General features: G+C 72.4%; 12 protein-coding genes and 1 riboswitch. Of the genes, 4 read left to right on the top strand and 8 right to left on the bottom strand.

What is annotated here, in order from left to right; genetic code table 11:
* Positions 1 to 103: 103 nt before the first annotated feature.
* The 3 genes from ACFQ11_RS14415 to ACFQ11_RS14405 all read right to left on the bottom strand — a co-directional run bounded on the left by ACFQ11_RS14415 (position 104) and on the right by ACFQ11_RS14405 (position 3,376).
* The gene (locus ACFQ11_RS14415; RefSeq protein ID WP_378298805.1) at positions 104 to 589 is read right to left on the bottom strand and encodes a hypothetical protein; all 486 of its coding nucleotides are present in this window, start codon (positions 587 to 589) and stop codon (positions 104 to 106) included.
* 455 nt (positions 590 to 1,044) lie between these two features.
* Positions 1,045 to 2,436 carry an alanine/glycine:cation symporter family protein gene (locus ACFQ11_RS14410; protein ID WP_378298804.1) on the bottom strand — a complete coding sequence of 464 codons (1,392 nt, stop codon included), beginning with the start codon at positions 2,434 to 2,436 and terminating at the stop codon, positions 1,045 to 1,047.
* A gap of 232 nt (positions 2,437 to 2,668) precedes the next feature.
* The gene (locus tag ACFQ11_RS14405; protein WP_378298803.1) at positions 2,669 to 3,376 is read right to left on the bottom strand and encodes an SDR family oxidoreductase; all 708 of its coding nucleotides are present in this window, start codon (positions 3,374 to 3,376) and stop codon (positions 2,669 to 2,671) included.
* Positions 3,377 to 3,561: 185 nt separating this feature from the next.
* On the opposite strand from ACFQ11_RS14405, the gene ACFQ11_RS14400 reads away from it, so the two are divergent.
* On the top strand, positions 3,562 to 3,966 hold the full coding sequence (locus tag ACFQ11_RS14400) for a Fur family transcriptional regulator (protein ID WP_449193561.1): 405 nt from the start codon (positions 3,562 to 3,564) through the stop codon (positions 3,964 to 3,966).
* A 33-nt stretch (positions 3,967 to 3,999) separates the two neighbouring features.
* Positions 4,000 to 6,228 carry a catalase/peroxidase HPI gene (gene katG, locus ACFQ11_RS14395; protein WP_378298801.1) on the top strand — a complete coding sequence of 743 codons (2,229 nt, stop codon included), beginning with the start codon at positions 4,000 to 4,002 and terminating at the stop codon, positions 6,226 to 6,228.
* Positions 6,229 to 6,268: 40 nt separating this feature from the next.
* Here katG and ACFQ11_RS14390 read toward each other — a convergent pair whose 3' ends face one another.
* Both ACFQ11_RS14390 and ACFQ11_RS14385 read right to left on the bottom strand, forming a co-directional pair.
* Positions 6,269 to 6,697, bottom strand: a complete 429-nt coding sequence (locus tag ACFQ11_RS14390) for a Fur family transcriptional regulator (protein ID WP_378298800.1) — start codon at positions 6,695 to 6,697, stop codon at positions 6,269 to 6,271.
* 106 nt (positions 6,698 to 6,803) lie between these two features.
* Positions 6,804 to 7,868 (bottom strand): glycerophosphodiester phosphodiesterase family protein, encoded by a 1,065-nt coding sequence (locus tag ACFQ11_RS14385; protein ID WP_378298799.1) that lies wholly within the window; start codon positions 7,866 to 7,868, stop codon positions 6,804 to 6,806.
* Between the two features lie 303 nt (positions 7,869 to 8,171).
* Between ACFQ11_RS14385 and ACFQ11_RS14380 the strand changes: the two genes are divergently transcribed.
* Positions 8,172 to 9,194 (top strand): hypothetical protein, encoded by a 1,023-nt coding sequence (locus tag ACFQ11_RS14380; protein WP_378298798.1) that lies wholly within the window; start codon positions 8,172 to 8,174, stop codon positions 9,192 to 9,194.
* Positions 9,195 to 9,236: 42 nt separating this feature from the next.
* Here ACFQ11_RS14380 and ACFQ11_RS14375 read toward each other — a convergent pair whose 3' ends face one another.
* The 3 genes from ACFQ11_RS14375 to ACFQ11_RS14365 are packed head-to-tail and all read right to left on the bottom strand — an operon-like array spanning position 9,237 to position 12,081.
* A complete protein-coding gene (locus ACFQ11_RS14375) occupies positions 9,237 to 10,022 on the bottom strand; it encodes an ABC transporter ATP-binding protein (protein WP_378298797.1) in 786 nt (261 codons plus the stop codon).
* A complete protein-coding gene (locus ACFQ11_RS14370; RefSeq protein ID WP_378298796.1) occupies positions 10,019 to 11,077 on the bottom strand; it encodes a FecCD family ABC transporter permease in 1,059 nt (352 codons plus the stop codon). Before ACFQ11_RS14370 ends, ACFQ11_RS14375 begins: the two co-directional genes overlap by 4 nt.
* The gene (locus ACFQ11_RS14365) at positions 11,074 to 12,081 is read right to left on the bottom strand and encodes an ABC transporter substrate-binding protein (RefSeq protein ID WP_378298795.1); all 1,008 of its coding nucleotides are present in this window, start codon (positions 12,079 to 12,081) and stop codon (positions 11,074 to 11,076) included. The genes ACFQ11_RS14370 and ACFQ11_RS14365 overlap by 4 nt, the downstream gene beginning before the upstream one ends.
* Before the next feature lie 37 nt (positions 12,082 to 12,118).
* Positions 12,119 to 12,321, bottom strand: a riboswitch (cobalamin riboswitch).
* 143 nt (positions 12,322 to 12,464) lie between these two features.
* Here ACFQ11_RS14365 and ACFQ11_RS14360 point away from each other — a divergent pair.
* A complete protein-coding gene (locus ACFQ11_RS14360; RefSeq protein ID WP_378298794.1) occupies positions 12,465 to 12,995 on the top strand; it encodes a dihydrofolate reductase family protein in 531 nt (176 codons plus the stop codon).
* The last annotated feature ends 3 nt before the right edge of the window (positions 12,996 to 12,998 follow it).

Genomic DNA, 12,998 nt, shown 5'->3' with positions numbered 1-12,998 from the left:
CGGCCGGCTCGGCGGCGGCCGCGGCCGGGGCGGCCGGGCGCGCCCGAGGGCCCCGGCGGGCGCCCGCCGGGGCCGGGGAGGGGGGACCTGGCGGTCCCGCGGATCAGGGCTGGGCGAAGGTGTAGGACGCGGTGATCGTGGCGGAGGACGGGCAGAAGAAGCCGCTCGTCCGGTTGACGGTCTGCTCGGTGAACGCGGCGGTGACGGGGAAGGTCTCGCCGCCGGAGTAGGAACCGCTGATGTTCCCGCCGAACGTGCAGCCGATGGCGCTCATCTTGAAGCCGTTGAAGGACGCGACGCCGTTGCTGAGGCTGCCGCTCCAGGGCAGCCCGACCGGGGTGACGGTGACGCCGCAGCCCGAGACGGACGCGTTGGTGACGGTGAGCGTGCCGTCCGCGGCGACGGACCCGCTGAGCGTGGAGTCGGTGCACGTCGCGGCGATGCCCGCGTCGATGACCATGTCACCGTCGAGGGTGGCGGTGAAGCTGCCGGCCGGCCAGGCCAGCGCGGGGGTGGCGGTCATGGCGACGGTGAGTGCGGCCGCCGCGGTCGTCGAGAGGAACGCGGCCTTCTTGCTGATGCGGGACAAGGGGGTCCTCATTTCGGGGACGTGGGCGTCGCGCCTGCACCCGGAGGAAGGGGGTGGGAGTCCCGCGGTCCGGCCTCACCCGTCCGTGGCCGGGGGATCGGGGAAGGTGCGTACCGGGGACGGCCGGCCGGAGGACGTCTCGTCTCCATCGACCCGAGTCTCCGACCGTCTAGCTAGAACGCGTTCTATTCACACCATAGGCAAGGGGCGGGGGGCGGTCAACGCCCTAAAGGTGACTACATCGACGGCTTCTTTTGGCATCTATGTAAGTCGCGTTACATGGTGTTGCAGTGAGGGAAGTGGCTCACATTGCAGAAATGAAAGGTGTGGCGTATTCGGATTCATTGTTGATCGTCGCCATTGCGGAGAACGGTGATCCGTGCGTCTCACGAGAACCTGTTCCAACATGACTCGGCCCCGGGAGGGCGTCCCGGGGCCGAGTCGTGCGGGAGTCGTCAGGTCTTGATCGCGTCGGACGGCTCCTCCTGCGGCCCGTGCTTGAAGTAGCTGCGGGTCTCCCGCCAGACGAGCGGGCTCAGGATGAGCAGGCCCACGAGGTTCGGCAGCGCCATCAGCCCGTTCATCACGTCGGAGAAGTTCCACACCACGGTGATCGTGGACACCGAGCCCACGTAGATCATCCCGATGAAGAACAGCCGGTAGGGGAGCACGGCCTTGCGGCCGAACAGGTACTCCATGCAGCGCTCGCCGTAGTACGACCAGCCGAGCAGGGTGGAGAACGCGAAGAACAGCACGCCGAACGTGACGATGATGCTGCCCCAGTCGCCCGGCAGCCCCTCGTCGAAGGCGAGGGCGGTGAAGGTGGCCGCCTCGTCCTCGCCGCCGCTCTTCCAGGCGTCCGTCACGATGATGGCGAGGGCGGTGAAGCTGACGACGACGAGGGTGTCGATGAAGGTCTGGGTCATCGACACGAGGGCCTGCCGCACCGGGTGCGTGGTCTTGGCGGCCGCCGCGGCGATGCCGCCGGTGCCGAGCCCGGACTCGTTGGAGAAGATGCCGCGCGCGACACCGTACCGGATGGCCGCGGCGACGCCCGCGCCGACGAAGCCGCCGGTGGCGGACGTGCCCGTGAAGGCGTCGGTGAAGATGAGGCCGACCGCGCCGGGCAGCTCGCCGATGTTGAACGCCAGGACGCCGAGCGCGCCCAGGATGTAGAAGACGATCATGATCGGCACGAAGAGGGCGGTGATCCGGCCGATGGCCTTGATGCCGCCGAGGATGACCAGGGCGGCCAGGACCGTGATGATCAGGCCGGTGACCCAGGTGTGCACGCCCCACTCGGACTCGACGTTGCTGGTCACGGTGTTGGCCTGGACCATGTTGCCGATGCCGAAGGACGCGAGGACGCCCGCGATGGCGAAGAACCCGCCCAGGAACCAGCCGAGGCGGCCCTTGATCCCCTCGCGGAGGTAGTGCATGGGGCCGCCGCTCTGCTCCCCGGCGGCGTCCTTGCGCCGGAACCGCACCCCGAGGAACGCCTCGCTGTACTTGGTCGCCATGCCGACGAGGCCGGTGCACCACATCCAGAACACCGCGCCCGGCCCGCCGAGGGCGATGGCGGTCGCGACGCCGGCGATGTTGCCGACGCCGACGGTGGCGGCCAGCGCCGTGGTCAGCGCCTGGTAGTGGGCGATGTCGCCCTCGCTGTCGGCGCCGTCGCTCCGTTTGATGAACGCGAGCCAGAAGGCGAGCTTGAAGTGGCGGAACTGCACGCCGCGCAGCAGGATCGTGAGATAGAGGCCGGTCAGCAGAAGCAGGGGAATGAGCAGCCAAGGGCCCCAGACGAAGCCGCTCACGTCGGACAGGAAGGTTTCCAACGACTCCATCGAACCACCGCGCTAACTGAGACGTACGTTACTGCTGGGAACGTATCCCGCATTCGTGGCTTTGTGAAGATCAGCGGCGTGTCGCCGGCGGGCGGCGGACGGCGCACCGTGCGCAGCCGGCGGGCGCAGCTCGTCCGGTGCTTCGCCCACGGTCACGGGCCTCTTTCGGCCGCCGCGCAGGGCCGGACGTCCGCAACGCGGCGGCCCGCGGTGATGTGCCGTGGCGCGCAGGTTATGGGACCGGGGCCGGGGAGTACCGTACGGGCGTCCGGCCCGGACGGACGACGAGTTCGGTGCCGGGCTCGCCGTCGCGGAGCGTCTCCACGATCGCGGCGGCGACCTCGTCGGCGGTGAGCATCGGGACGCCCGCCGCCCGGAAGCGGTCGCGTCCGCCCTCGATGAGCGGGGTGTCGACGAGCCCGGGGCAGACGGCGCCGAGCCGGATGCCCTCCCGCGCCAGCGGGCCGGACAGGGCGCGCACCAGGCCGATGACCGCGTGCTTCGTCATCGTGTAGATCGGGTCCTGCTCGACGCCGTGCAGCGCGGCGAGCGACGCGGTCACGACGATCGAGCCGCCGCCGCGCCGCCGCAGCGCCGGCAGCGCGGCCCGCAGCCCGTAGGTGACCGAGTGCTGGTTCACCCCGACGACCGCCCGGTAGCGGTCGAGGTCGAGCGTGGCCGGGTCCTTGTCGGCGCAGTTCGTCCCGGCGTTGAGGACGACCAGGCCGAGCCCGTCCCCCGCGTCCGCGGCGGCCCGCACCGACAGGTCGGGGTCGGTCAGGTCGCCCACCAGGGCGGTGCCGCCGATCGACGCGGCGACGTCCGCCACCTTCGGGTCGCGGTCCACGAGCACGCAGCGGGCACCGGACGCCGCCAGCAGCCGGGCCGTCGCCGCGCCGATGCCGCCCGCCGCCCCGGTGATGATCGCGGTTTCGCTCATGCCGGGCAGGGTACCCGCGAAGACCGGCCCGGCCGGGGGCGAGCGCGGGGCCGGGGCCCGGGCGCGTCCGGGCACGTCAGGCGGGGTGAGATCAACGTTTTCTCCCTTATCGATTCCTACTCTTGACTGGTTCAAGAAACTGGGACAGTCTTTCCGACGTGGCGACGGCCTTGGACTTCCAGCGGATGCTGCGCGGGGCCGCTCTGCGCGTGACCCGTCCCCGGACGGCCGTGCTGAGCGCGGTGCTGGCGCACCCGCACGCGGACACGGACACGATCATCGGTGCCGTGCGCAGCAGCCTTCCCAAGGTCTCCCACCAGGCCGTGTACGACTCGTTGCACACGCTGACCGCCGCGGGGCTCGTCCGGCGCATCCAGCCGTCCGGGTCCGTGGCGCGCTACGAGTTGCGGGTCGGCGACAACCACCACCACCTCGTGTGCCGGGCCTGCGGCGCCATCGCCGACGTCGACTGCGCGGTCGGCGACGCGCCGTGCCTGACCGCGTCGGACGATCGCGGCTACGCGGTCGACGAGGCCGAGGTCGTCTACTGGGGGCTGTGTCCCGACTGCTCCACCGCCGAGAGTTCCTGATCCCCACCCCCGCTCAGCACCGGAAGGAATCGCATGGCCGACAACGTTCACGACACCGACAAGGCGGGCGAGGGCGGCTGCCCCGTCGCGCGGACCCGCGCCCCGCACCCGACGCAGGGCGGCGGCAACCGCGGCTGGTGGCCCGACCGGCTCAACCTGAAGATGCTCGCCAAGAACCCCCCCGTGGCGAACCCGCTGGGCGAGGACTTCAACTACGCCGAGGCGTTCAACAGCCTCGACCTGCCCGCCGTGAAGGAGGACATCGCGCGCGTCCTCACGGACTCGCAGGACTGGTGGCCGGCCGACTTCGGGCACTACGGGCCGCTGATCATCCGGATGGCGTGGCACAGCGCGGGCACCTACCGCGTCAGCGACGGCCGGGGCGGCGCCGGCGCGGGCCAGCAGCGGTTCGCGCCGCTGAACAGCTGGCCGGACAACGCGAGCCTCGACAAGGCCCGCCGCGTCCTGTGGCCGGTGAAGCAGAAGTACGGCCGGAAGATCTCCTGGGCCGACCTGATGATCCTGGCCGGCAACGTCGCCCTCGAGACGATGGGCCTCAAGACGTACGGCTTCGGCGGGGGCCGCGAGGACGCCTGGGAGGCCGAGGAGGACGTCTTCTGGGGCCCGGAGACCGTCTGGCTCGACGACGAGCGCTACAGCGGAGACCGCGACCTGGAGAAGCCCCTGGCCGCGGTGCAGATGGGCCTCATCTACGTCAACCCGGAGGGCCCCAACGGCAACCCCGACCCGGTCGCCGCGGCCCGCGACATCCGCGAGACGTTCGGCCGCATGGGCATGAATGACGAGGAGACCGTCGCGCTGATCGCCGGCGGCCACACCTTCGGCAAGACGCACGGCGCGGCCCCGGGGGACGAGCACATCGGCCCCGAGCCCGAGGGCGCCCCGCTGGAGGACCAGGGCCTCGGCTGGAAGAGCACGCACGGCACCGGCAAGGGCCGCGACTCCCACACCAGCGGCCTCGAGGTCACCTGGACGCCCACCCCGACCAAGTGGGACAACACCTTCTGGGAGGTCCTGTTCGGCTACGAGTGGGAGCTGACGAAGAGCCCGGCGGGGGCGAACCAGTGGCGGCCGAAGGACGGCGCGGGCGCCAACACGGTGCCCGACCCGGAGGACGGCACGCTGAACCGCCAGCCGATGATGCTGACGACCGACCTGTCGCTGCGCTTCGACCCGATCTACGAGCCGATCTCGCGGCGCTTCAAGGACAACCCGGACGAGTTCGCGGACGCCTTCGCCCGCGCCTGGTTCAAGCTGACGCACCGCGACATGGGGCCGGTCGTCCGCTACCTCGGCCCCGAGGTGCCGACCGAGGAGCTCGTCTGGCAGGACCCGGTCCCGGCGGTGGACCACGAGCTCGTCGGCCCCGAGGACGTCGCCGCCCTCAAGGCCCGGGTGCTCGACTCGGGCCTGTCGGTCTCGGAGCTGGTCTCCACCGCGTGGGCGTCGGCGGCGTCGTTCCGCGGCACCGACAAGCGCGGCGGCGCCAACGGCGCCCGCATCCGGCTCGAGCCGCAGCGGAACTGGGAGGTCAACGACCCCGAGCGGCTCGCGACCGTCCTGCGCAGGCTGGAGGAGGTCCAGGAGGCGTTCAACGCCGAGCAGACGGGCGGCAAGCGGATCTCGCTCGCCGACCTCATCGTGCTCGGCGGGTGCGCCGCCGTCGAGAAGGCCGCGAAGGACGCCGGCCACGACATCGAGGTGCCGTTCACCCCGGGCCGCACGGACGCGTCGCAGGAACAGACCGACGTGGAGTCGTTCGAGGTGATGGAGCCCATGCACGACGGGTTCCGCAACTTCCTCAAGAAGGGCCACGAGCTGCCGGGCGAGTTCCTGCTGATCGACCGGGCGAACCTGCTGACCCTGAGCGCCCCCGAGATGACCGTCCTCCTCGGCGGCCTGCGCGTCCTCGAGGCGAACCACGGTCAGACGTCCCTGGGCGTCCTCACCGACACCCCCGGGAAGCTGACCAACGACTTCTTCGTCAACCTGCTCGACATGGGCACGGTGTGGAAGCCGGTGGACGAGAACTCGGAGACCTTCGAGGGCCGCGACGCGTCCGGCGAGGTGCGCTGGACGGGCAGCCGCGCCGACCTCGTGTTCGGCTCGAACTCCGAACTCCGCGCGGTCGCGGAGGTCTACGCCAGCGACGACGCGAAGGAGAAGTTCGTCCAGGACTTCGTCGCCGCGTGGGACAAGGTCATGAACCTCGACCGGTACGACCTGGCCGCGCTCGCCTGACCGACCGTTCCGGGCCGGCCCGCGCGGGCCGGCCCGGCCGTCAGGCGGCCCGGCACCTGGGGCACAGCCCCCAGAACGTCACGTCGGCCTCGTCGACCAGGTATCCCGAGTCGTCGACCGGGTCCAGGCACGGCGGGTGCCCGACGGCGCAGTCGACGTCCTTGACCGCGCCGCACCGGCGGCACACCAGGTGGTGGTGGTTGTCGCCGACGCGCCCCTCGAACCGCGCCGGGCTCCCGGCGGGCTCGATGCGCCGCACGAGACCCGCCGCGGTCAGCGCGTGCAGGGCCTCGTACACCGCCTGCAGGCTGATGTGGCCCACACGGTCGCGGACCCCCGACGCGATCGCCTCGACACCGAGGTGGTCGCCGGCCCGGACGGTCTCGAGCAGCGCCACGCGCGCCGCCGTCACCCGCAGGCCGGCACCGCGCAGCTCCTGGGCGGCGTTCGGGGTCTGGGATGCGGTCATGGCGCCAACCTAACTTCACAAATGCGAACGGTTCAAGACAACGAATGATGCGGGCCGGGCACGGCCAGCAGCAAACTACCCGCTCGCGTCAACCGCCGAGGACGCCCTACCGGGGGTGCGGCCCGCGCGCCTCGTACCGCTTCGGCAGCCTGAACCCGCGGTCGTCCATCACCGCGCGGAGCAGGTCGGGCCGGTCGGTGATGATCCCGTCCACGCCGTCGTCGATCAGCTTGTCCATCGTGGCCGGGTCGTTGACCGTCCAGGGCACCACCTTCAACCCCAGCCGGTGCGCCCGCCGCACCATGTCCGCGGTGACGTAGGGCCGGTAGCCGGGGTCGGTGACCTTGCCGTTCTGCGGGAAGCCGTGCACCGGCGAGAACGCGGACGCGCCGAACGACTTCACCGCCTTCAGCGGGTCGCCGCCGAAGTCGTCGATGTCGATGCCGCCGAGCCACGGCGACCGTCCCGGCCGCCCGGTCTGCAGGAAGTCGTAGTTGGTGAGCGCCACCAGCTCCAGCCGCGGCTCCACCTCCCGCATCCGCATCAGCGCGCCCCAGTCGAAGCTCTGGATCGTCACCTGCCGCAGCATCCGCGCCCTGCGCACCTCGTGCGCCGTGATCCGGACGAACTGCTCGCGCGGCGCCGTCTCGTGCGGCGCCCCCGCCTCGACCTTCGTCTCGATGTTGAGCTTCACCCCGTAGGCCCGGTACCGGTGCACGAGGTCGAACACCTCGCTCAGCAGCGGCATCCGCGCCCCCGGAACGGGCCGCTGGCCGGGGTGCTCCGGCAGCGTCAGCGACCCGCAGTCCAGCGTCCGCACCTGCCGCAGCGTCAGGTCCTTGACGTACTTGCCGACGTACGGGTACTCGGGGTCGCCGGGGAACGCGGGGCCGGTGTCCCGGCACTTGTGCGCGGCGACCCGCCGGTCGTGGGTGACGACCGCGCGCCGGTCCGCGGTGATCTGCACGTCCAGTTCCAGCGTGCTCACGCCGAGCTCCAGCGCGTTCGCGAACGCCGCCGTCGTGCTCTCCGCCACGAGCCCGAGGCCGCCCCGGTGCGCCTGCAGGTCGAACCTCGTCCCGCGCCGTTCCCCGGCCTCGGCCGGGACCGCGATACCGCCCGCGAGCACGGCCGCCGCGCATCCCGCCGCGGCCTTCCGCCACATCCTCATCTGCGCTCCTCCTTCCGCCCCGGCACCGCGCCGAGGCGGCCACCACCCTCGACGCCGGCCGCAGCGCCCGCCCGTGCACCGGGTGACGCCCGCGTGATCACCGCCTGAACAGCCGCCCACCTCGAGCGCCGTGCGCGGCCCGCGGCGGCGACCGGCACAATGTGCGGGGTGTCCTGCTCGTGCCGCGGCGCCGCCCACCGGCGCCGACCGGGGTGAAAGGGCGCAGGAAGCCACTCGTCGTCACCGTGGGCGTGAACATGAACTTTGAGACGCATGAACTCTGAGACGCAAGGAGCTCCGGCCGTGCCCGGGAGGCTCCTGAACATCCGCTCCCGGCTCCCCAAGACGCCGGATCGGCCTCCGGCGTCCGTCTTCGTCCTCGGCACCCTGTTCTCGGGGTCGACGCTGATCGGACGCGACGTGACGACCCGGATCAAGAAGGCCCACTACGTGGGCGAGCTGAACAACTTCACCCAGCTCCCCGGGTTCAGCCATCAGGACGCCGGGACGATCTGCGGCCCCTGCTCCCTGCTCGGCCGGGAGTGCGGCCACTTCACCGACGCGCTCCGCGAGCGGGTGACCTACGACGACATCCTCGGCATGCACGAGGAGTTCGCGCGGTCGCTGGGCGCCTCGGCGATCCTCGACGGCAGCAAGTACGTCGCCTGGCTCCGGCGGGCCGTCGAGCAGAAGCGGGCCGACCCGGCGACCCGGAACCCGATCAGCGTGATCCTCACCGCGCGGAACCCGATCGCCTTCGCGATCAGCCACCGCAACCGGACGGGCGAACCGCTGTGGCAGGGGGCGGGCATCTGGCGGAACACCTACGTCGACGCGCTCCGGACGGTGAACACGCACGGGCTCCCGCACATGGTGGTGCGCTACGAGGGCTACATGGCGCGCCCGGAACGCCACCTCGAACGCCTGGCCGCCTTCCTCCACCTGCCGCTGCGGGACAAGCCGGACAACAGCCGGATCCACGACGCCGGGGGCAACTGGAGCTCCTTCGTGCCGTACGTCGGCAAGGAGCAGCTCGACGAGCACATCGGACGGCTCGACGGGCCCGCGCGGGCCGAGGCGGAGAAGTTCGTGGAGAAGGCGCGGCCCTACTGGAACAACGAGAAGCCCAAGGCGGACACCCGCTGGCACCGCAGCCTCAGCACCGGTGAGGCCAACGCCATCGTGAGCACCCCCGGGCTGGCCGACGTCGCGAGCATCGTCGGCTACAACCTCGCCGAGCTGGTCCACCGGGCCGTCGAGCCGAACCGGCCTCCGGGGAACCGCGGCGGCGGCCCCGCCGAGGGCGCACGGCCCGCCCCGGGGTGACCGGGGCGGGCCGCGCGGCCCTCCGCGTCCGGGACGTCCGGGTCACTCCGGCAGGACCGTGATCTGCGGGACGCCCGTGCGGGGATGCTCGGTGACCTCGGCGTCGACGCGGTACACGGCGGCGAGCAGGTCCGGGGTGAGCACCTCGGCGGGCGTCCCCGCGGCGACCGTCCGGCCGCCGTCCAGCACGTGCACGCGGTCACAGTACGCCGCGGCGAGGTTGAGGTCGTGCAGCGCGATGACGGCGGTGGCGCCGAGGCGGCGGACGAGCCGGAGCGCGTCGATCTGGTGCCGCAGGTCGAGGTGGTTGGTCGGCTCGTCCAGCACCAGGGTCCCGGTGCGCTGCGCGAGCGCGCGGGCGATGAGGACGCGCTGCTTCTCGCCGCCCGACAGCCGGTCGAACGGCGCGTCCGCCAGGTCCGCGGCCTCCAGCTCGGCGAGCGCGGCGAGGACGATCTCGCGGTCGGCGGCGTCGTCGCCCTGGAACGCGCGCTTGTACGGGGTGCGGCCCATGGCGACGACGTCGTACGCGGTCAGCTCGAAGTCCCCCGGGGCCTCCTGCAGGACGGCCGCGAGCCGCCGCGCGAGCCGCCGCCCGGGGACCCGCCGCACGTCGTCGCCGTCCAGCAGGACCCGTCCGGATGCCGGGCGCAGCGCACGGTAGAACGTGCGCAGCAGCGTCGACTTGCCCGCGCCGTTCGGCCCGATGAGACCGACGACCTGGGACGGCGCCGCGACCAGGGACACGCGGTCGACCAGCGTCCGGCCGCCGAGCACGACCGACACCGCCTCGGCCTCGAGCGTCCCGGGCGCGCCCCTCGCGGTCACCGGGCCGCCTTCCGCCGCATCAGGTACAGGAACACCGGGCCGCCGACGAGGGCGGTGAGGATGCCGACGGGGATCTCCTCCGGGCTGACCAGGGTCCGCGCGGCCAGGTCGGCGGCGATCAGGAAGGACGCGCCGAGCAGCGCGACGACCGGGAGCGCGCGGCGGTGGTCGGCGCCGACCAGCAGCCGGACCGCGTGCGGCATGATCAGCCCGACGAACCCGATCGCGCCGCTGACCGCGACGATCGTCCCGATCATCAGTGCGACCAGCACGAACAGCGCGGCGCGGAACCGGTGCACGTCCATGCCGAGCGCCGTCGCGGCCTCCTCCCCGGCCAGCAGCAGGTTCAGCGGGCGGGACAGCCCGAGCAGGATCGCGGTCCCGGCCAGCACGGCGGCCGCCGGGATCCACAGCACCGTCCAGGTGGTGCCGCCCAGCCCCCCGAGCATCCAGCGCAGCGCCGACTCGGCGCCGTGCGGGTCGTCCGAGGTGATGACGAGGTAACTCGCGACGGCCGACAGCACCTCGGCCGTCGCGACGCCCGCGAGGACGAGCCGCACGGTCGTCATCCGGCCGCCCGAGCGGGCGAGCGCGTACACCAGGACGAGGGCGAGGAGGGCGCCGCCGAACGCGGCCAGCGGCAGCGTGAACATCCCGAACCAGGACACGTGGAACACCACGACCAGCACCGCCCCGACCGACGCGCCGGACGACACCCCGAGCAGCATCGGGTCGGCGAGCGGGTTCCGGACGATCGCCTGCAGCGCCATGCCGCACACCGACAGGCCCGCGCCGACGACCCCGCACAGGACGACCCGCGGGAGCCGCACGTCGAGCACGATCGTCTCGCGGGCGGGCGTCCAGTCCGCGGCCGCCAGCGCGGGGTGGAGCCGGTGCAGGAGGACGCCCCACACGTCGCCGGGCGGGATGCCGACGGACCCGACGGCGACCCCGGCCGTCGCGGTCCCGAGCAGCAGCGCCCCGAGCAGGCCCAGGACGAGCGGGTACGGCGCGCGCACGCGGGGGAGCGCGGCCCGTCCCGCGTGTCCGGTCACGCGAAGCGGTCCGGGTGCAGCTGGCGGGCCAGCGTCTCCACCGCGTCCGCCACCCGCACCCCCGTGACCGTCGACGACAGCGGCAGCACCGCGAACCGCTCGTTCCTGATCGCGGGCACGTCCCGCAGAGCGGGGTTGTCCAGCAGGAACCTCTTCTTCTCCCGGACCGGCCGGTCGCCGTAGTCGTAGATGACGATCACTTCGGGCGCGCGTTCGGCGAACTGCTCGAACGAGACGTCCCCGTAGGCGTCGTCGAGGTCGGCGAACAGGTTGGCGCCGCCCGCGAGCCGGATGATCTCGTTGCCGATCCCGGCGCCGCCCGAGGTGAGGACGGTCCGGTCGCCGCTGTCGTACACGGCGACCTTCAGCGGGTCGGCGCCCGCCAGGGCGTCCGCGGTCCGCCGCAGCACGGCGCGCATCGACGCGATCCGCTCCTCGGCGCGGGCGGGCACCCCGAAGATCTTCGCGACGGTGCGGATCTCCTCCTCGACCGTCGCCATCGTCACCGGACCGTCCGGGCACTCCTCGATGTTGAGGTGCGTGCCGATGCCGGCGTTCCGCAGGGCCGCGCGGCTCCGCCCGTCGTTCTCGGCGAACGCGCTGGCCCAGCCGCCGTACACGAAGTCGGGCTCGGCCGCCAGCAGGACCTCGAACGACGGGTACTCGTCGGCGAGCACCTCGATCCCGCCGTACGCCTCCGCGAACTCCGGCAGGACGGCGTCGTCGGGGAACGCGGTGCCGACCATCGACCGTTCGAGGCCGAGCGCGAGCATCACCTCGGTCGCGTGCTGGTTCAGCGATACGGCGCGCCGCGGCGGGCGCTCGTAGGTGGTCGTGACGCCGCAGTTCTCGATCGTCACCGGGAAGCCGGGCGGGACGGGCCCGTCCGGTCCGTCCGCGGACGGGCCGGACCCGCCGCAGCCCGACACCAAGAGCAGCAACGCGAGCACGAACGCGGGCGCGCGTCCGCCGCGACCCCGGACCACCGGGATTCCCACGGGCATGTCAGCCTCTCCTCTCTGGGGAGATCCGCCCCAGTTCCCATGAGGAGGCGACCGCGTGAGTCTCCTGGCTCTCGGGTCGTCGCTCGCCCCGGCCTTCCCGCCCCCGGAGGGGCAGTGGCGTGTTCGGGGTCCGCTCGCCGATCACAGTGGCGGGACCGCGCCGGATTCACACCGGCTTCCTCGTTCCGCCGTCGCCTACGCGGGCCATTGTGGCACAGCAGGCAACCGCCGCCTTCATGACGAACGTCGCAGAACGTGCATTTGCGGGTGCGGCTGCATCGCGCGGGCGGCGGCGACGGGGTGCGGCGGTCCTCCGGTGGCGGCCCGATGAGTTCGGGCTCCCCGCCCGGTCGGACCTCTCGACCATGACGAAAGGAAGAACCGTGGCAAAGCTCCTGTACTCGGCGACGATGTCGCTCGACGGCTTCATCGCGGCACCGGGCGGGGACATGTCCTGGCTGACGGAGCACCTGGCCGACCCCGACCCGGCGGCCGAAGGGCTCGTCGACCGGATCGGCGCCATCATCGCCGGCAACGGCACCTTCGGCGGCGGCGACCCGAACGAGGGCACCGACAAGGAGGGCGCGTTCGGCGGGCAGTACGACGGGCCGATGTTCGTCCTGACGCACCGGCCCCCGGCCGAGCCGGTCCCGGGGATCACCTTCGTCGGCGACCTCCGCACCGCCGTCGCCGAGGCCCGGGCCGCCGCCGGCGACCGCTACGTCAACATCCTGGGCGCGAACGTCGCCCGCCAGTGCATCGAGGCCGGGATCCTCGACGAGGTGCTCGTCTTCGTCGCCCCCGTGCTCCTCGGGGACGGCGTGCGCCTCTTCGACAGCCCCGGCGGCACGCGCGTCCGGCTGGAACAGCTCGAGGACGAGCCCGCGCACTGGTACCGCGTCGTGTACCCCTGACGC

Origin of the sequence: Actinomadura sediminis (assembly GCF_042675525.1) — a bacterium.
Classification (GTDB): domain Bacteria; phylum Actinomycetota; class Actinomycetes; order Streptosporangiales; family Streptosporangiaceae; genus Spirillospora; species Spirillospora sediminis.
This window is presented reverse-complemented; position numbering and strand designations above follow the sequence as displayed.